Raw genomic sequence first — 19,909 nt, 5'->3', positions numbered from 1 at the left:
TCGGGCGGACTAGTTTAAATACCAAAGGTTTGTTTTGCAATGGCATTGATAAAAATGATATTGTTGCTCGTAATGATTACCATGATGGATTTTCATGGAATCATTTACCGTGGCGTGAAGGAGAAGAAAGATGCTGATTATCAAGGTCGTATCTCAGACATTAATCCCCTGATCCTGAGAAAAGGCATAATTAGCGGGAGCTGGCGGTTTATTGAGTTTAAAAGCAACGGAAATCCGCAGAAACAGTATCGCGACCTGACCAAAGCAGCCGGGAGCATGAACCAGGTGCTCATGTCCTTTTTCCCCGACAGCACTTTCACGCGCATTCACCACACCGGCGCATATGACTTTGGCCGGTATTCCTATGATGCAGAGGAACAATCACTTTTACTCACGGCCAATCGGAAAACGGAGGAGTTGAGAGTGGTGACGGAAACGTCGCCTTCCGGCAAGCAGCGACTCTCTGTCGAATTTATGCCTGGAATGACCCTTTCGCTGGCGCAATATGGCGAACCTATGGACAAGTTCAGGGAAGACCCATTTTCAGTCCAAAACAATGCCTGGCGCATCAAGCCGTCTGCACAGGAAACGAAGCAACAGATTTTTGACCGGCTCATTAATTACATCGGCCACAATGCTTCCATATTAAGGGCGGCTTACATTCGGGAACAGGATTTTATTTCGTGGGAATTTTCCAAAGGCATTATCAAGGTCTACAATGTGGGAATTGGAATTGTACCAAAAAACGAAGTGCCGCAGGCTTGGATTGACAGTTTCTATTCCCGGGAGGATGCGATGGAATGTTATGCGCTGTTTGAAAATTACCTGCGCAATGCCAGGCACACGAAACACAATTCGGGCAATTGGGTGAAAGACGATTACCAGATCCTGGCCGACATCCGCGAGGGCCTGCTCAGATGGCAGAAAACCGGCGTCCGCGAATAACTCAGGCACAAAAAAAGAGGAAGAAATAATCTCCCTCTTTAAATTCTTTATTCTCAATTAAGCCTTCTCTAACCAAGGCTGATTTCAATTACTTCGTAGCGCTCTTCAATTGTAGACCTACGATAGCTGCTTTTTGTGATGCACTGTGATTGTTGGTGTCAGCCAAATTTTTTGCCTTCTGTGGTGCTGGACTATCCAAAACTGGAAGTGAAGCTGGAAGCGCTTTGCTCAATCCTGTAACCTTTACTTTTTCTTCAACTGTATATGCAGAATTATTAGCGTTGGCGTAAGTTGTGAAAGTCATGGCCATCAAGGCTGCTACTAACAAGTTTTTTGTATTTTTCATCGATAATAGTGTTTACGTTTTTTGTTTTGTTTGTGTCTCTATTTCTTGTACAAATATACTACAATATTCTGGATACAAACGTTCAGGCAAACATTGAGCTTTACAATATTTGGTCGGAATACGTCTTGAATAAGTTGTATATGGCAATTCTGATCAGTAAATAAATATAATTATTCAAAGATTAGAAATTTGAAAGGAACCATAATCCAGCTTTTTTTAGCTTAACTTAATTTCGTTCCTGGAAGCGTTTGGTAAATCTTAGAACAATCCAATTTAAAAGGCTAGGATACAATTTGGCAGTTCGCCCCTTACTCAGAATAAAATTCGGAGTGTATTATATCAATAGCGATTTTTACCAAATATTTGCCTCTAATCGCTGCTTATTCCGAAAAATATTTTGAAAAAACTTTTAAAAATATTTCACCGATTGATTATTCGGTCAGTTTTTCGGCTGATATTATAAACTTTGCCCGCCAATCCAGTAAGTTTGCAGCTATGAAAGTGTGTATTGCTGAAAAGCCAAGTGTTGCCAAAGACATTGCCGGAATCATCGGGGCCAATCAGCGCAAGGACGGTTATTACGAGGGAAACGGTTACCAGGTAACCTGGACATTCGGGCATTTCTGCACATTGAAAGAGCCGCACGATTACACAGAACGTTGGAAGTCGTGGCGCCTGGAAGATCTGCCGATGATCCCTTCAAGCTTCGGTATCAAGCTGATAGACAATGCAGGTGCATTGAAACAATTTGCTGTGATCGAAAGTCTGGTCAGCAAATGTGAGGAAGTGATCAACTGCGGCGATGCGGGCCAGGAAGGCGAGCTGATCCAGCGCTGGGTTTTGCTGAAAGCCAAATGTGCCGTTCCGGTTAAACGCCTCTGGATCTCTTCCCTGACCGAACAGGCTATCCGCGAAGGCTTTGAAAAGCTCAAAGACAGCGCACTTTACAACAACTTATATGCAGCGGGCAGCGCCCGCGCCATCGGCGATTGGCTGCTGGGCATGAATGCGACGCGCCTTTTTACAAAAAAATTCGGACAGGGAAAAGTAGTGCTGAGCATTGGGCGCGTGCAGACGCCGACGCTGGCGCTCATTGTGCAGCGCCAAAAGGAGATCAACGCATTTGTTTCGGAAGAATATTGGGAATTAAAGACCATTTACCGCGAAACGGAGTTTACAGCTACCATTGACCGCATCAGGAATGAAGAAAAAGCCAATAAGGGCCTTGCCTATCTCCTGCTGCATGATTTTGAAATAACATCATTTGAAAAAAAGGAAGGAAAAGAAGGCAATCCCCGGCTTTTCGACCTCACCTCACTGCAAGTAGAAGCCAATAAAAAGTTTGGCTATTCTGCCGAGGATACATTAAAACACATTCAAAACCTTTACGAGAAGAAGTTCGTGACTTACCCAAGGGTCGACACGACTTATCTCTCGGAAGACCTGCATCCCAAAGTGGAGGGCATATTAAGACAACTCACTTACTACGCACAGCTTACTGCGCCGCTTTTGGAAAAACCCATTCCAAAATCAAAAACCGTTTTTGACGATAAAAAAGTAACGGATCACCACGCGATTATTCCAACCGGCGTTTTGCCCGGCAACATTAGTCCGGAAGAAAAACGCATTTACGACTTAATTGCCCGCCGTTTTATCGCCGTGTTTTATCCGGAATGTAAGGTCTCGAACACAACGGTTTTAGGAATGGTGGGACAGGTTGAATTCAAAGCAACCGGAAAGCAAATTCTCGAACCGGGCTGGAGGGCTGTGTATGCCAATGATGCCAGCGCAAAAAAAGAAGCGGCGGAAGAAGAAAAGCTGATGCCCAACTTCGAAGTGGGCGAAAGAGGCACGCACGAGCCGCGCGTGCATCAAGGAAAAACCACACCGCCCAAAGCCTACACCGAAGCAACCTTATTACGGGCGATGGAAACAGCCGGAAAGCAGGTTGAGGATGAAGAAATGCGCGAATTATTGAAAGACAACGGCATAGGACGACCTTCGACGCGTGCGAACATTATAGAAACCCTTTTCAAAAGGCGTTACATTGAAAAGAAAAAGAAGAACATTTTCGCCACCCAGACAGGCATCGATCTCATCGACACAATCCAGAACGAGCTGCTGAAAAGTGCAGAACTGACAGGCAACTGGGAGCGAAAGTTGCGGCTGATCGAAAAAGGCGACTACTCGATGGAGACATTCAAACAGGAATTGATCCAGATGGTTGTGGAGCTGACCAACGAGGTGAAAAATAATCGCGGCCGGGCCATTAGCATCGCAGAAGAGGCTCCGGCGGAGGTTATTAAGGAGGAAAAAGAGAAAAAGCCTGCTAAGCCAAAAGAACCGAAGGAGGAGATCAACATTGAATTGCTAACCTGCCCAAAATGCAAGGAGCAGTTGCTAAAAAAAGGAAAAACCGCTTACGGCTGTTCCAATTTCAGCGCATGCGGTTTTAAGATTCCGTTCGAGTTTTTAGGCAAAAAACTCTCAGACAAACATGTCTATGATCTGTTAAGTAAAGGCAAAACAGCCAAAATAAAGGGCCTGCAAATTCCCGGCAATCCTGAAACCACCGACGCAAAGCTGGTCATGAATGGTGATTTCAACTTTGAAGTCGGTTAAGTTGAGCTGCTAATACTGCCTGAAATTACATGGGCGTGTTGGGCGTCTCAACAGTCGGTAACTGGAATGAAATCCCTGAAATCTGGCACAATGCCAAAAACTCCGACAAGCTTGGAAGTTGCTCGCCATTGAAGATCTTATTCACAAGCTCGTGGTTTAACCCCGCTTCTTCCAGTGCATTTCCATTATTAATTCCCTTAGCTTCAATCAATTGTTTCATTTCAGCGATCAGCTGCTTTGCTTTATCTTCGTAAACTGTGGTTTCCATTTTTCGTAATTATTGATCTTAGCAATACGGAACAAAACTGTGCCAAATTATGCGTTGGTCAGACATTGTTAATCACACTGCTTAATTCCGCATTAACATTTATCCATGTGCGAATCAAATTTCCGAACTGTGGGTTAATACATTCATAACCTTTAACAGAACACAAATCATGAGCACATCCATTGCAGAAACATTCCGCGTTGGCGGAGAAATTGAAATAAAAAGACTGGGTTATGGCGGCATGCAGCTCACAGGCAAGGGCGTTTGGGGCGATGCGCCTGACCGCGAAAATGCGAAAAACGTCCTGAAAGCAGCCCTGGAAGCAGGCGTAAACTTTATTGATACAGCTGATTCTTACGGCCCACACACCAATGAGGGGTTGATCGCAGACGCGCTGCATCCTTATCCGCTGGATTTGCTGATTGCCACAAAAGGCGGATTCGACCGCACCGGCCCAAACCAATGGGTTGTCAACGGAAATCCGAAACACATCCGCGAGGCAATCGACGGCAGTTTAAGACGCCTGAAAGTGGAGAAAATCGACCTTTGGCAGTTGCACCGATTTGATGCGAAATTCCCTATTGAGGAAACATTAGCTCCCGTCGTAGAAGCCGTTCAGGCTGGCAAAATCCGTTATGTGGGACTTTCGGAAGTTGATGTTCAGCAAATTCAGCGCGCTGAAAAAGTGATCAAAATTGTCTCAGTGCAAAACCTTTACAATCTCGGCGATCGCAAATGGGAAGAAGTTGTGGATTACACTGAACAGCAAGGCATGGCCTTCATTCCATGGTATCCCCTGGCTTCCGGTCCAAACAAGCTGCAATCCAAAATCGCTCAGATCGCTGAAAAGCATGGCGCAACAATCTCCCAAATTGCATTGGCCTGGCTTTTGAAACGTGCACCGCACATTTTACTTATCCCGGGAACCAGTTCCCTGGAACATTTAAAGGAAAACATGGGCGCGGCGAACATTACTTTGTCTGATGAGGATTTTGCGGCGTTGTCGAAATAACAAGCGTGTTTGACGGAGCGGATGCCGTTTCATGCCTCCGGCATTCCATCGTTGTGTAATATCTTGCCTACCTATATTGCATGCCTCCGGCATTTTTGCGAAGTTCAAATGCCGAGGCATGCAATGTGGGTAACAAGTAGGTGACTAGCCAACAACATTCAAAACGCCTAAATCGCGGAGCAATGCAACATTGCTCGCAACTTCAATCCTATCCAAAATTTAAATCCCGGAGGGATGCAATATCGGTAACACGATCGATTGACATCCGCGCCGACAAGAAATCCCGGAGGGATGCAACCACGTCCCGGATGCCTCCAACCAGAAATTAGCTCAGCGCCGCCACATTCTGCGCGTTCTTTTGCGCTTTCAATGCCAGCTCTGTGGCCAGGAAGCAATGTTCCTGTGACATGGCGGTTTCGGTTCTGTTGAGGACGTCGTCTACGAGTTGGCGGCCGTACGGAAGTTCTACCTGGCTGCAATCCACGTATTGGGTTTCTTTGTTGTTGACTACAAAAAGGTGATTTCCCCCTTCGCGGCCAGCAATGTCGATGTTCTTGCGGATTTCAATGTAGCCTTCGGTGCCGAGGACGGTCAGGCGGCCGTCGCCCCAGGATTTGAGGCCGTCCGGCGTGAACCAGTCTACGCGGATGTAACCTGTGCCGCCATTGCCGCGCAGCATTGTGTCACCGAAATCTTCAAATTGCGGATATTGCGGATGGTTCACATTGCCGACCTGCGACGCAACAATTTCAGCTTTTGTAGAGCCGGTAAAGAATAAAAATTGGTCAAACTGGTGTGAGGCAATGTCGCAAATGATTCCGCCGAAGCGCTTTTTATCAAAAAACCATTCGGGACGGGATTTGGGCGTCATGCGATGCGGGCCCAGGCCGATGGTTTGTACGACTTTTCCAATAACTCCTTCCTTAATTAATTCACCAGCCTTAATGGTAGCACGGTTTTCCAGGCGCTCGCTGTACATGATCGAGTAAATCCGCTTGGTTTCCTTTTGCACCTTGCGCACTTGTGCGAGCTGTTCGAGCGTGGTGATGCCCGGTTTGTCGACCATATAATCTTTTCCACTTTTCATGACGCGGATCCCCAGCGGCGCGCGCTCATCAGGGATGCCGGAGCTCAGGATCAGTTGAATGGATTTGTCGTCCAGGATTTCCGCTTCACTTTTGGCTTGCTTTGCCTGCGGGTAACGCTTGGCGAATGCTGCTGCAAGGTCTGCTTCTTTGGCATAAAACGAAACCAGCTCACCGCCACCGCGCGTAACGGCCTCCACCTGACCGTAAATGTGGCCATGATTCATTCCAATCACCGAAAATTTGATTCTTGGCGGCATATTAGGTGTAATTATTCCTTTCAAGGGATGCGCCAAACCGGATGCGGAAGCCTTTTCTGCCAGGCCGGGCAGCAACATTAATCCTGCGGCTGTACTTACTGAATTCCTGATAAACTGGCGGCGGTTATCGTCTGATTCTTTCATGTCAAGATTGAAAAGTTGTGATACTATACAAAGCACATTTTAAGCATATATAATGTACCGCAACCATTGACAGCATTATCAGCCTTCTTCCCTTACAAGCTCAGCCGCCATTATTTGTTCCCCACCGAAACCCCGAACGTGATCCGGGAATCATTTCGTTTCCGGGTGGTTTCCACTACGCTTTCGTACGAGTTTTCAAAGCTTGTTCGCAATGTAACCCACTTGTTTAAAGGCAATTCGAAGGAAATGATGGTGTTCCAGCGCAGGTTGGAAAAATCGTTCAACGCCGGTTGTAGGAAGGTAAGGTGGTTTATACGGATCTTGTCTTGCAGCAAAGAATGTTTGCCCTTCACACGAAACGAATTCCGTATGGTGGTCACAGTTGAGATTTCCCGAAAATTGGTGGATTCGTACAGAATCGCATTGGTCAGGCTCATGTCATTGGATTTGGTTCTTACAAGACGGTAGCCTACTCCTGCACCGATCATTTTCCGCAAGTCGATGCGCCGTAAATTACTCGTTTCCAGCACCCCCAGTCCAAACGCATATGTTTTGCGCTTTTTAAAGACGTCAACAAAAAGGTCGACATAGCTGTCCCTTTCAGCCAATATGCCACTTTGCTTGCCATACGTAAAGCGCGGATTGGTTGCCACATTAATGGCAGGGCCACTAAATGTCAACTCTGCCCTGAGCACAACGAGACTGCGGTTAACGTTCCCCCGCGCAAAGTTCCCATCGCCCATGAAACGGTAGCGAATGGTGTCGAACAACGGCGGAGGGGGCTTGACGCCGCTGTCCGGTTTTACCGCCAATACAGAGTCCAGTGGAACTGCCTGAGGCGAGTTGGATGATGGTTGCTGCGCATGTGCAAGCGCGGAACAAATGAACAAAAGGCAAGCGGTAAGCTTTGAAATGGAAATCAAACCAGCACTCATTTTTCCAGTGCCTTTACTTTCCCTAACCTGCGCATATGCCGCTCCTCGCCCGTAAAACGCGCATTCAGGAAAGATTCGGCAAATTCCTGCGCTGCCATATTGCCAGTTACGCGGCCGCCGAGGCATAGCAAATTCAGGTCGTCGTCTTCCACACCCTGATGAGCCGAAAAGTGGTCATTAATCAACGCCGCACGCACGCCGGCGACCTTGTTGGCCACCACCGAAGCACCCACGCCACTTCCGCAAACGGCAATTCCCCGGTCCACTTCCTTTTTCACAATCGCGTTCGCCAACGGGATCACGAAATCGGGATAATCGTCTTTGGAATCCAGCTGATAAGCGCCAAAATCCGTGATATGATGTCCCTTTCCTATCAAATATGTCTTCAAGAACTCTTTCAGTTCGTATCCGCCGTGATCAGCTGCAAGTCCGATTTCCATGTTGAGAATGATTTAAAATGAATGTGCAAAATAGTTCATTAATTTGCCATATGAAAAAGAATGCCCCTGCCGAAGCAGAAAACCAGCCAGCCCATAACTTTGTTTTTCAGGATTTCAATCTTGCCGATTTAACCACAACACACATCCTGCAAAACAGTGCTGAACTTCCGGCTACGGACCGGAGGGGCTTCTTCGACATTCAGCCTCACGAGATTGACGTGGATTATGCCTCATTTAAAATCCCGGCAGCATTAACCGATCATTATAAGGTTGTTACAAGACAAAACAGCCATTCACTTACAATATATTGCGAATGCAGTAAGCCCAAAAAACGGCTTTGCGAGCATCAAATCCAGGTATTATATAATCTTAATAACAGAAAAGACCTGCGTGCTTTTTTTGATCGAAAGCTGCGATTTGACAAAATAAAAGTCGTTGCAAAAGACTATGGTTTAGAAAACGAGACGGATCTGGATGCTTATTTTCAATTGATCTACACGAATAGGGAGCTGGAAATCAAGCCGAAGATGAAAGAACTGATCCCAATCAGCGCAACTTCTGTTTCATTTTTGGAAAATCAGTGGATTAACAAGCCGGTTATCGACATTCCGGGCGCAAAAGTGCAGCCGGAAAATACCAAAACGATCGTCATCATCGGCCAGCACAAATACTATGACCATTTCTACCTCGAAATGTACGAGGCGGTAACAACCCGCGAAGGAAAGATCAAAAATCCACTGACATTGCTGAATCCGCTGGACGCGATCTGGAAAACACAGGATCCGGACGTTATCAAGTTTTACACGGCTGTTGCTTCTTTTCAAAATAATTTTCGCAAAAAACAGCTCGAAATGGATCTGGCGGGGCTGAAAAGCATTGTGAAGAATCCGGAAGGACTCGATTTTTTTTACCATAATCCATTGATCTCGGAAAATATCAGCGCCGCGTCTCTGGTTTTGGTAAAGCTGGAAAAATCGCCTGTGGACATGCATTTGACCATAGACCGGAAAGACCCGTTTTTTCAGATTTCGGGCCAGCTAAGTCTGAATGGTGTTTCGCTGGATCTGGAAAAGGTCAGAATGCGCTATGACTATTTCGTGCTGTATCTTGATTCCCTGCATTTGATCGACAATGAGGACATTCTGAAAACGGTTGAATTTTTCAGTCAGCATAATCAGAAAATTATCATTCATAACGCCAAATTTGAGCAGTTTCGAGAAAATCTGCTGGCGAAACTGGAATCCAAAATCCGGATCACTTACTCCTATTTGAAACCGGCCACTCAGGCTCAGAAGGAAGAACAGGGTTTTGATCTGGAAAATGAAAAGATCATTTATCTGGAAGATTTCGGCAATTATGTGATGATCACGCCGGTGATGAAATATGGTGCCGTAGAAGTTCCAGTGTTTTCCAGGAAGCAAATTTATTCCGTTGATGGCCACGGAAACCCGTTCACTGTGCAGCGGGATGAAAGCGAAGAACTGCGGTTTGCAGGCGCGATCATTCGCCAGCATCCTGATTTTGAGGACCAGCTGGGCCGTGAATTTTTGTATTTATACAAAGAACGCTTCCTCAGCGAATCATGGTTTCTCAATACATTTGAAGAATGGCGGGACCAGAAAATCACGGTTCTGGGTTTTGATAAACTCACAAAAATGCGACTGAACCCCAACCGTGCGCAGGTGTCGGTAAACGTGATCAGCGGGATCAACTGGTTTAATACAACTGCCGGCGTAAAGTTTGGGAATCAAAAAGTTACGTTGAAAAACCTGCATAAGGCGGTTAAAAACCGGAGCAAATATGTGCAGCTGGACGATGGGACACAGGGCATTTTGCCAGACGAATGGATCGAGAAATTCGCCAAATTTTTTGAAGCCGGAGAAGTGGTGGGCGAAACTATTCAGACTTCTAAAATGAACTTCGCTTCTGTGAGTGAAATGTATGATGCCGAGGCACTTAGCAAAGAAGCGAAAGAGCAGATTGCATTCTACAAGTCCCGTTTTGCAGACTTTGAATCCATACAATCGGTGGAAGTGCCTGCTAACCTGAACGCATCTTTACGGGAATATCAGAAACAAGGTCTGAACTGGCTTCATTTCCTGGACGAATTTGGTTTTGGAGGCTGCCTTGCGGATGATATGGGCTTGGGCAAAACGCTTCAGATCATTGCATTTATTTTGTCGCAAAGGCAAAAACAGGTTCAGAACACCAACCTCATCATTGTCCCTACATCGCTGATATTCAACTGGCTGGCTGAGATAGAAAAGTTTGCACCTTCATTAAAAGTGCTTACCATTTACGGCGCCGACCGCGTGAAAACGATCTCGGATTTCTATCGCTATGAAGTGATATTAACTTCATACGGCACCTTGCTTTCGGATGTAAATTTTTTGAAAAAATATCATTTCAATTACATTGTCCTCGATGAGTCGCAAGCCATTAAAAACCCTGAATCCCAGCGCTATAAGGCTGCCAGATTGCTTCAATCGAGGAACAAGCTCGTGCTGACCGGGACGCCGATTGAAAACAACACATTTGACCTTTATGGACAGCTTTCCTTTGCTTGTCCAGGACTGTTAGGCAATAAGACGCAGTTCAGGAACCACTTCTCCACGCCAATCGACCGCTTCAAAGACAACGATCGTGCTCGGGAACTTCAAAAAAGGATCGATCCGTTTATTTTAAGAAGAACCAAAAAGCAGGTGGCGACCGAGCTTCCGGATAAAACGGAAATGGTCATTTATTGTGAAATGGGCGATGAGCAGCGCAAAGTGTACAATGCTTATGAACTCGAATTTTACACATTCCTGAACACCAAAAATGAGGTCGACATTGCACGCGAAAGCCTGCATGTGCTGCAAGGCTTGACCAAGCTGCGGCAGATCTGCAACTCCCCGGCCTTATTGAATGATCATTTGTATTATGGCAATGCGTCGTCCAAGATCGAGACGCTTTTAGAACAAATTGAGAGCAAATCGCCACAGCACAAGATCCTGGTGTTTTCCCAATTTGTGACCATGTTGGATTTAATTAAAAATGAGCTGGTTACCCGGGGAATTAAGTTCGAATATCTGACCGGGCAGACCAAAGACCGCGCTGCAAGGGTTGAAAGTTTCCAGAATAATGCCGAGATCCGCGTGTTCCTGATCAGCCTGAAAGCGGGTGGAACCGGCCTTAACCTCACCGAAGCGGATTATGTATATCTGGTCGATCCCTGGTGGAACCCTGCGGTTGAGAATCAAGCTATTGACCGGAGTTACCGCATCGGGCAGAAGAAAAACGTGATCGCCGTCAGGCTGATATGCCCTGGAACCATTGAGGAAAAAATCCTGGAATTGCAGGAATCCAAAAAGGATCTGGCCGACGATCTGGTCAAAACCGATGCTTCCGTTTTGAAGACTTTAACAAAGAACGATTTGCTAAGTTTGGTGAGTTAGTCCAAGTCTTTGCTGATTTCCGTGATCAGATATTCCTTTGGGTCGCTGAAATATTCCCAGAAAAATATCCCGGCTAAGTTGTTCTTTTTGATATACTTACATTTTTCCTTAATGGATTTCTCGTCCTCGTAAGTGATCAGGACTTTGGTGGAATCATTGAAAAGATAAGGTGCCCTAGCTTTTTTGTCATAAAACTTTTTATAACCATTCTGATTGATCAATGTGTCTTTAAGCTTGGTATAACCACCTCCCTGAACGGCTTTGACGCGCTTTTCGCCCAGTCCGTTATTCTTGGCAGTTTCAGCCTCCCAGCCCTTTCCATAGAATGCAGCGCCGAGGACAATTTTGTTTGCAGGCACACCCGCGGCCATGAAATTTTTCACCGAACGATCTGCCGAAGATCCGTCCGGAATGTTGCCATAATCGTACAAATTGGTGTGATGGCCCACGGTTCCGTTCTTGCCGCCGTAATCGTAAGTCATAATAAACACGTAATCGAGATATTGCTGTGCAAGGCCCATTTCCGTATTATCGACGAATGATTTGGAGCCGCCTACGGCTGTTGTCAGTTGGTAATCGCGGCTTTTTTCTTTCTCTAAAATGTCCAGTTCTTCTCGAATCGCCTTGAACATCAATGTGAAGTTCTGCTTGTCTTCCGGCCGGAAAATATTGCCTTCCTCGCCGCGCATGGCGGGATATTCCCAGTCAATGTCCACGCCGTCCAGATTAAACCGGCGCACGATGTCAACACTGGATTTGGCGAATTTTCTACGCGAAGTTTCGGTCAGGACTGCATCTGAAAAATTTTCACTCCAAGCCCAGCCGCCTATGGAAATAAGGATTTTCAGATCGGGATTTTTCAATGCTTTCATTTCATTGAGCTTGCGAAAGTTTGTAGAATCGGTCGCCAGGTTGGTCAGCACGGCGAGGCTGTCCTGCACATTCACAAATGCGTAATTGATGTGTGTTAACCTTTCAGCGTCGATTTCTTCGGTTTGCACCAGCCCCCGAAAACCGCCTACATAAGCATTAACAATGTATTTTTTCTTTTTTTGAGCAAGAGAAAAGGCAGGACAAAGCATTGAAAATCCCAGTGCGAGAAGCAGCAGGGTGCGTAAAGATTTCATGGTTTTGAATTTAGGATATACTAATCCAAAAGCACCACTTTGCGCGATATTACTTCTTTGCCTGTCTGAATGCGAACAATGTAAATGCCCCGGGCCAAATGGGCGAGACTTGTTCGGGACGAAGTGCCTATTTTGGCCTCTAACTGCCTGGTTCCGCTTACATTATATAGCTGCAACTGAGCATACGCGGATTTATTCAATTCAATAATGAGTGTTCTTTCGGCAGAATAAATGATTGGGCCGCCCGGCAACGACTCATTCCCTGTGATGATCGCGTTGGCAAGAACAATGGAAATGAGGCTATAAGGCGAGCTTCCACCTGCATTGATTGCCTTGATCCGATAGTAATAATTGGTGTTGGCCAATGAATCCTTATCCTGAAATTGCAACACGTTGGCGGCCACTTTACCGATCTGGACAAACTGGTTGGTAACACTTTTGGAACGTTCAATGATCACTTCTTTTGTATTTTCGGACACAGCTGACCAGCGCAACTCCACTACATCAGGAGCAATGGGCACGGCTGTAAAATTCTCAGGCATGTCGGGCACAGGGAGGTTGTCGGTTGTTGCTGAATCTACATTGCTATATGCAGAAGCACCTGCCGCATTCACTGCGCGGACGCGGTAATAATATGTTGTAGCGGCGTCCAGGCCGGTGTTTTGGTAGGATTTAATGTTCGGGCCCAGGTCGGCAATTTTTGTAAAAGCAGTCCCATTCAATGACCTTTCCAACTGAAAACCGCTTTCGTTCAACGCGTTATCCTCCCAGCTCACATTGACCTGAACGGTCGAAACGGATATGGCTGCAAGTTTCCCGGGTGCATTGGGGGCGATCAGGAATGTGGTTGCACTGGCAATGTTGCTGTATGCAGACTTTCCAGCTGAATTTTTGGCCCGGATCCTGTACCAATATCTGGTTGAAGCGGTAAGCCCTGTATTTGAATATGCCTTGATATTAGCGGCCAGGTCAGCAACTTTCACAAATTTCAAACCGTCCACGGATCTTTCCAGCTCAAAACCGGTTTCGTCCTTAGCATTATCCACCCATACCAGATTTATTTGCGTGGCAGAAATTGCAGTCGCAGCCAGCGCGGACGGTGCTTTGGGGATCACCACAGCCTCTGCTGCCAGTTGACAAAGCAAAAGGACAATGATAAAAATGCAGCGGGAAGCAAAGGTTTTAGTATAAATAAACTTCATAGGTTAACGAATAAACAAACAGATCAAATTCAATAAAACACTCACAGCCAACCTTTTTTCTTAAACCAGCCGTAAACTCCAGCAGTGATCAACGCCATCAGAATCATGACACCGGGATAACCAAACTTCAATCTGAGCTCGGGCATATAGTCGAAATTCATTCCGTAAATTCCTACGATGAAGGTCAACGGCATAAAAAACACTGAAAATAGCGTTAAAACGCGTACAATCTCGTTTGTGCGCTGGGACGAAATGGAAAAGTAGATCATTACCAGCTGATTCATGTTCTCGAACAGTGTGTCATAAATGTTCTGCATTTTCACAAAAAGGTCGCGCGTGTCCCTCGTATAGGCATTGGAAGTATCCGGAGCATCCATTTTGTCGACAATCTCGTGCGAAAGCATGATGACGCGCCTGGTAACTTCTACCCTGCGGCGTAAATAGTAAAGGCCTTTTAGCAACGAAGGTTTACGGTTTTTAAGAAACATATTTTCCTCATAATATTCAATGTCGCTGGTGAGCTTTATCGAGGGTGCTTCGTATGTGCCCAGACAACTCTTGACAATTTCATTAACAAGGTGTAAAGTATCTTTACAGGCGTGCTGCTCGAGCTGGTTTTCAGCGATGTATTCGGGTGCTGCCCATGGTTTTCGGTGTAGGGTAATGACTTTTTCGGGAAACATAAAAATAGCGACCTTATCCGTGAGCTCAGGAACAGTGTCGGCTTCTGATCCAACGGTTTCAGCGTGCATCCGGAAAATAATGAACACATAATCGCCTACTTTTTCATATTTTGGAAGATGGTCGGGCTGTCCCCAGTCTTTGATGGAAGATTCATGTAACGAATGTTCCCCGGTGAGCTGTTTTAACTCCTCCTCACTGGGGTCTGTAATATCCAACCACTCAAACGGATATTTGTTTTTCTCGGCAATCGTATGAATCATAAATTCTATTTATCGGGCTTTGCATCCATGATGAACCGCAATGACTGATCTCCGGTAAAAAAGGCAACCATCCAGTTGTAAAAAGTTTTGATCTGGTTGCGATAGCGGGTCAATGAAAATAAATGCACGACCAGCCACAGAAAGTAAGCTATAAAACCTTTGAAATGCAAACCAGGCAGGTCGGCAATGGCCTTGTTCACGCCGATAATGGCCATCGTGCCCTTGTGTGTATAATGAAAATCGCTTAGCGGCTTCCCTTCAACTAAACGGGGAAGATTAGCAGCCAGGTTCTTACCCTGCTGAATGGCCACCTGGGCGAGCTGTGGATGACCAATGCGGTCGCGGTTGCCTTCACTTATTCATGCTTTAAACTGTGAAAAACATTACTCACGCACAATGTTCTATCAAATTTATGGCATTGGCACATAGTTTTAAGGATAGCGCACATTCACAATAATTGAACGCTAACATTTTAAGATCATGGATTACAACATAGATACGAAGGGACAAACGCAAAGCTCACAGCCTGGGATTGAGGGGATTATGGATCCAGCACCGATCATTATCCGGGAAAATTATCGTGGGAGCGGTAAGTTGCAGGGAAAATCGGCGCTGATAACGGGAGGCGATAGCGGAATAGGAAGGGCTGTTGCGGTTCACTTTGCAAGAGAAGGCGCTGATGTGGCCATTGTATATCTGGAAGAGGACCAGGATGCAGAAGAAACCAAGGCAATGGTGGAAGCAGAAGGCAAAATGTGCCTGCTTATCCCTGGTGACATTCGGGATGAAGCTTTCTGCAAAGAGGCTGTGACGCGTGTTATCAGCGAGTTTGGTAAATTGAATGTTCTGGTAAATAATGCGGCTGAACAACATCCCAAGGAAGATGTGCGTGAAATTACTGCGGAGCAGCTCAACAATACATTCGCGACCAACATTTACTCTTTCTTCTATTTTACGCAGGCGGCGCTGCCTCATTTGCAGGAAGGCGATACGATTATTAATACAACCTCGGTGACTGCCTATCATGGAAGTCCGGCCTTGCTCGATTATTCTTCTACGAAAGGGGCGATTGTAGCTTATACCAGGTCGCTCGCGGTTTCGCTGGCAGACAAAAAGATCAGGGTCAATGCCGTTGCGCCGGGCCCGATCTGGACGCCTTTGATCCCGGCAACCTTCGATTCTGAAAAGGTGGAGAAATTCGGGAAAGACACGCCTTTAAAACGTCCGGGACAACCCGCTGAGGTTGCGCCTTCCTACGTTTTCCTGGCTTGCGAAGATGCTTCATACATGAGCGGCCAAGTGTTGCACCCGAATGGAGGACAGATTGTTAACGGGTGATTTTCGAACTAAACTAAAAAAGGAGGCTTATGCCTCCTTTTTTAGTTTAGTTCGACTTGTGAGCGCTGCAAAAGCCACCTCGCTATGGTTTGCTGTAAAGTATCCTTGACAACAGGTTTGGTGAGATAATCATCCATGCCTGCTTCAATACATTTTTCACGCTCGCCAACCACCGTTCCTGCAGTGAGCGCAATGATCGGGATTCGGCGGCCGGCCGGATTCCCGTTTGCGAATTTCCTGTGTCGCTTCGTAGCCGTTCACTTCGGGCATTTGAATGTCCATGAAAATGATGTCCGGTTTAGTTTCTTCGTATAACTTAACCGCCTCCTTTCCGTTCACAGCCTCAATCATTGTCACATTAGTCAGGATTTTACCCAACATTGTTTTTACCAATAACATATTGATCTTATGGTCTTCGGCAATCAACACGGTGACAGCTTCGGGTATGTTCTGTCCGCGGAAAATGAGTCCCGGATCGGCGACCGATCTTCCCGCAGGCTGATTTTTGGTGTGAATCCGCGACAACATAGAAAACAACTGCTTGATCTTGACCGGCTTTACCAGGAAATGCGAAATGCTGAGCTCAGCCATGACAGCCGTAAGGGTTTCCTCTTCGAATGAGTCATTGAGCAGGATAATGGGCAGATTTCGCAACGCGGGACGCTCACTTGTGCGCACATTACGAATGGTTTCAATGCCATCCATATCCGGCATTTGACAATCCATTAAAACAACATCATACTTAACACCAGAAAACAATTTTTCCAAAGCTTGTTCCCCGCTTGAAACTAAGTCCGATTGAATCGCCTTATTGCCCAGAATGTCGGTCAGAATTTTCCCGTTGTGCATATTGTCGTCCACCACGAGCACTCTTTTAATGTTATCCGTATTGTCCCAAACGAATTTCTCGCCGTCTGGGATAATTTTGAATGTTACATCAAAAAAGAAAATACTGCCGACGTTTGTCTGGCTATTGAGCTGCAACCGGCTGTCCATTAGTTCAAGCAGGCTGTTGGAAATTGTCAGCCCCAGGCCTGTGCCACCGAAGCGCTTGGTAGTGGAAGAATCTTCCTGGGCAAAAGCATCGAATATCCTGCGCTGGTTTTGCGGCTCAATCCCAATGCCCGTATCCCTGACTGAAAACCGAACCGTGACATTATCATGGCTGCGGTCCAGCAGTGCTATTTTCAGTTCGATTTCGCCGCTCATTGTGAATTTGACCGCATTGCTCAACAGATTGGCCAAGACCTGTTTTAATCTCAGCGGATCTGCCAGCACGTAATTCGGAATGTCAGCCGGAATGTTCAGAAGCATTTCCAGATGCTTTTGTTGCGCCTGATAAGTGAGCATATCTGAAACTTGTCCGCAGATCGTCAGCAAATCTGTCTTCTCGTAACGAAGTTCCAGTTTACCAGCCTCGATTTTAGAAAAGTCCAAAATGTCATTAATGATTTCCAGCAGCGAATTGGCCGACTGGAAGACCATAGACATATATTGTTGCTGGGTTTCATCGAGGTTGGTTTTCATGAGCAGATCCGTAAAACCTACGACGCCATTCAGCGGTGTACGGATTTCGTGGCTCATATTGGCAAGAAATTCGGATTTGAGCTTACTGGCCGACTCCGCCTGCTCGCGGGCTTCGAGTAGTTCAAGTTCGGCATGCTTGCGGAGCGTAATGTCCCTGATCACAGCCTGGATGATTTGGGAATCGTTCACATTGATCAGGTTCAGCAGCACTTCTGCCACAAAACTGTCGGTATCCGGTCCGAAGCGTTTGAACACCCATTCAAAACTGTGGCTGCCTCGCTCGTAAACCATTTCCAGGTTGTCTTTGGCAATTCCTGCGAGCTGGTCGTAAGATGAATAGGTTGCCGCTGCCAGTTCCTCGTGTGTTTTGCCGACCAGCATGTCCACGGAACCCAAATTGAACATTTTCAATGCGGCACGGTTGCAATCCAGATAGCCCCTCCGATCAAACAGCACCACAGCATCGCTGGTGGAGTCATAAAGGCTGCGGAATTTGGCTTCCGAATTAAGGATTGCCATTTCTGAGCGTTTACGACGGGTGATATCCTGGAATGCACCAAAAACCCTCACACATTCGCCATTGATCATTTCTGCTTTCCCGATCGTCCTGACCCATATCTCGTTTCCTTTGGCCGTGATAAGTTGCAATTCATTATCCCAGGGCGTTCCATTTGCAAGACCAGCCGTCACCACCTGATTAATTGTGTCGCGGCTGCTTCCTTCCTTATAAAACGCTATGGCCTCATCCGCGTTGGGTTTGTAGTCCTCTCCCACTTCGTGGATTTGTTTTGTGATAGACGACCAGTAAAGTTCTCCTGTCTTTGCATGTAATTCCCATCCACCGATCCGGGCAACGCTGTTTGTTTGTTCGAGAAGGTCTTTCACATGCCGCAGCTCATCATCCGATTTTTTTCGAGCGGTTATGTCCCTTTCAATGGCTATGTAATTGGTACAATTCCCATTATCATCAAAAACAGGTGTAATTTTTAAATCCACCCAATAACTTTCACCGTTCTTTTTATAACATAATATTTCAACCTGGACGACCTTTTTTTCCCTGCTGGCTTCATAGATCTTTTCAATGGTTGCCATGTCGGTGTCGGGGCCGCACAGCAGCTCTGCCGGGCTCCGCCCTTTAACCTCGCGCCGGGTATAGCCTGTTTGATTTTCGTAGGCTTTATTGACCCAGGTAATATTTCCCCTATTGTCGGTGATAACAATGTAGTCCGTTGTATTGGAAGCAACAATTGCGAGTTCCTTTAACCGCTCGCGCGACCGGCGTAATTCGGTAACGTTATGACTTGTCAGGATGATTTCTTTGCTTCTGCTATCGATACTTGCATGCGTATTGCTCCACGACCATGTCCCGTTTTTGTGCAGGATACGGTGTTCGATCCCACCGCGAATCGGCGTATTGCTTTCGACAATTTTCATCAGCGATGCCGTGCAAAAATGGAGATCATCGGGATGAATGTAATTAGTAAAGGAGTTCCCAAGTGTTTCCTTAATCTGATAACCATAAACCTTGGTCCAGCTGGGAGAAACGTAGGTGAATATCAGGCCCGGAGATAATGTAAAGAGTACATCCTGTACATTGGACACCAGCACGGATAAATCCTGTTCTGTTTTAACCTTTTGCGTAATGTCGTAACCCAGGCAAAATATCTCCTTCACGGAGCCCGACTCGTCGGTCAGACCGGTGAACTCCCAATGGGTAGTTTTGATCGCGCCATGCTTGGAAGTTTTCCGCAACGTGACAGAATGCGGTTTCCCCGGCTTAACCAGGCACATTTCACCTACTTGCAAGCATTTTTCTATATCTTCCGGAACAACTCCAAGCAAGGAGGACCGGCCCAGGATTTCTTCGCGTTTCATGCCGTAGAAATCACAGAAATGGTTATTTACAAAAATATATGTTCCATTGATATCCAGACGAACTACGTACATGGAATGGCTTCCCAGGAAAGTCTGAAAGAGCTGAAAGTCACTGGCGTAATTTGGTTCTTCTTGTTCCTCAGACATTGCTCTACTTGAAGTGTTCATTATCAAAAAGCTCTTGCAATTTAATGCCTGCCTTACGATTATATATATCCGTACAAGATAGCTTTTATTTAATTATTTTAACTCCTAAAACCACAGCGTTTGTAATACTTATCGCCACAACAACGAAGTACTTCTACAATGTGCCGTAAAATGCTCTGATCCTTCCTTTTGCTCGTGTATAGCCTCCTCCACTTTTTCGCCTGCCTTTTTTCAATACTTTGCCAAGATTTCAAA

15 protein-coding genes are annotated in these 19,909 nt (G+C 46.1%); 5 read left to right on the top strand and 10 right to left on the bottom strand.

Features of this window, described 5'->3' with window-relative positions; all coding sequences use genetic code 11:
- Positions 1-39 precede the first annotated feature (39 nt).
- Positions 40-945, top strand: coding sequence for a hypothetical protein (locus tag MUK70_RS02565; RefSeq protein ID WP_234655517.1), 906 nt, complete (start codon positions 40-42; stop codon positions 943-945).
- A gap of 88 nt (positions 946-1,033) precedes the next feature.
- Here the strand turns inward: MUK70_RS02565 and MUK70_RS02560 are convergent, their stop codons facing one another.
- Positions 1,034-1,291 (bottom strand): hypothetical protein, encoded by a 258-nt coding sequence (locus MUK70_RS02560; RefSeq protein ID WP_234655518.1) that lies wholly within the window; start codon positions 1,289-1,291, stop codon positions 1,034-1,036.
- A 495-nt stretch (positions 1,292-1,786) separates the two neighbouring features.
- On the opposite strand from MUK70_RS02560, the gene MUK70_RS02555 reads away from it, so the two are divergent.
- Complete coding sequence (locus MUK70_RS02555; RefSeq protein ID WP_234655519.1) at positions 1,787-3,913, top strand: DNA topoisomerase 3; 2,127 nt, start codon at positions 1,787-1,789, stop codon at positions 3,911-3,913.
- A 25-nt stretch (positions 3,914-3,938) separates the two neighbouring features.
- Here the strand turns inward: MUK70_RS02555 and MUK70_RS02550 are convergent, their stop codons facing one another.
- Positions 3,939-4,181 (bottom strand): transcriptional regulator, encoded by a 243-nt coding sequence (locus MUK70_RS02550; protein ID WP_234655520.1) that lies wholly within the window; start codon positions 4,179-4,181, stop codon positions 3,939-3,941.
- Positions 4,182-4,350: 169 nt separating this feature from the next.
- On the opposite strand from MUK70_RS02550, the gene MUK70_RS02545 reads away from it, so the two are divergent.
- On the top strand, positions 4,351-5,193 hold the full coding sequence (locus tag MUK70_RS02545; protein ID WP_234655521.1) for an aldo/keto reductase: 843 nt from the start codon (positions 4,351-4,353) through the stop codon (positions 5,191-5,193).
- Positions 5,194-5,518: 325 nt separating this feature from the next.
- Here the strand turns inward: MUK70_RS02545 and MUK70_RS02540 are convergent, their stop codons facing one another.
- The 3 genes from MUK70_RS02540 to MUK70_RS02530 form a co-directional block, all read right to left on the bottom strand.
- On the bottom strand, positions 5,519-6,682 hold the full coding sequence (locus tag MUK70_RS02540) for a Gfo/Idh/MocA family protein (RefSeq protein ID WP_234655522.1): 1,164 nt from the start codon (positions 6,680-6,682) through the stop codon (positions 5,519-5,521).
- Between the two features lie 110 nt (positions 6,683-6,792).
- The gene (locus MUK70_RS02535; protein ID WP_234602246.1) at positions 6,793-7,617 is read right to left on the bottom strand and encodes a DUF481 domain-containing protein; all 825 of its coding nucleotides are present in this window, start codon (positions 7,615-7,617) and stop codon (positions 6,793-6,795) included.
- The gene (locus tag MUK70_RS02530; RefSeq protein WP_234655523.1) at positions 7,614-8,057 is read right to left on the bottom strand and encodes an RpiB/LacA/LacB family sugar-phosphate isomerase; all 444 of its coding nucleotides are present in this window, start codon (positions 8,055-8,057) and stop codon (positions 7,614-7,616) included. The genes MUK70_RS02535 and MUK70_RS02530 overlap by 4 nt, the downstream gene beginning before the upstream one ends.
- Positions 8,058-8,107: 50 nt before the next feature.
- On the opposite strand from MUK70_RS02530, the gene MUK70_RS02525 reads away from it, so the two are divergent.
- Positions 8,108-11,494 carry a DEAD/DEAH box helicase gene (locus MUK70_RS02525; RefSeq protein WP_234655524.1) on the top strand — a complete coding sequence of 1,129 codons (3,387 nt, stop codon included), beginning with the start codon at positions 8,108-8,110 and terminating at the stop codon, positions 11,492-11,494.
- On the opposite strand, the gene MUK70_RS02520 is transcribed toward MUK70_RS02525, so the two are convergent.
- From MUK70_RS02520 to MUK70_RS02505, 4 genes are read right to left on the bottom strand one after another with little or no spacing between them, the layout of a single operon-like run.
- Complete coding sequence (locus tag MUK70_RS02520; protein WP_234655525.1) at positions 11,491-12,621, bottom strand: glycoside hydrolase family 18 protein; 1,131 nt, start codon at positions 12,619-12,621, stop codon at positions 11,491-11,493. The two genes, MUK70_RS02525 and MUK70_RS02520, sit on opposite strands and share 4 nt — an antisense overlap.
- A gap of 20 nt (positions 12,622-12,641) precedes the next feature.
- Positions 12,642-13,823, bottom strand: a complete 1,182-nt coding sequence (locus MUK70_RS02515) for a fibronectin type III domain-containing protein (protein WP_234655526.1) — start codon at positions 13,821-13,823, stop codon at positions 12,642-12,644.
- Between the two features lie 41 nt (positions 13,824-13,864).
- Positions 13,865-14,767, bottom strand: coding sequence for a magnesium transporter CorA family protein (locus MUK70_RS02510; RefSeq protein ID WP_234655527.1), 903 nt, complete (start codon positions 14,765-14,767; stop codon positions 13,865-13,867).
- Between the two features lie 5 nt (positions 14,768-14,772).
- A complete protein-coding gene (locus MUK70_RS02505) occupies positions 14,773-15,078 on the bottom strand; it encodes an NAD(P)/FAD-dependent oxidoreductase (RefSeq protein ID WP_234655528.1) in 306 nt (101 codons plus the stop codon).
- A gap of 169 nt (positions 15,079-15,247) precedes the next feature.
- On the opposite strand from MUK70_RS02505, the gene MUK70_RS02500 reads away from it, so the two are divergent.
- Positions 15,248-16,105: an SDR family oxidoreductase gene (locus MUK70_RS02500; protein WP_234655529.1), complete on the top strand. Its 858-nt coding sequence runs from the start codon at positions 15,248-15,250 to the stop codon at positions 16,103-16,105.
- Positions 16,106-16,261: 156 nt separating this feature from the next.
- Here the strand turns inward: MUK70_RS02500 and MUK70_RS02495 are convergent, their stop codons facing one another.
- On the bottom strand, positions 16,262-19,654 hold the full coding sequence (locus MUK70_RS02495; protein WP_244784644.1) for a PAS domain-containing hybrid sensor histidine kinase/response regulator: 3,393 nt from the start codon (positions 19,652-19,654) through the stop codon (positions 16,262-16,264).
- Positions 19,655-19,909: the final 255 nt, after the last annotated feature.

The sequence above is a fragment of the Dyadobacter chenwenxiniae genome (assembly GCF_022869785.1).
Lineage (GTDB): Bacteria > Bacteroidota > Bacteroidia > Cytophagales > Spirosomataceae > Dyadobacter > Dyadobacter chenwenxiniae.
This window is presented reverse-complemented; position numbering and strand designations above follow the sequence as displayed.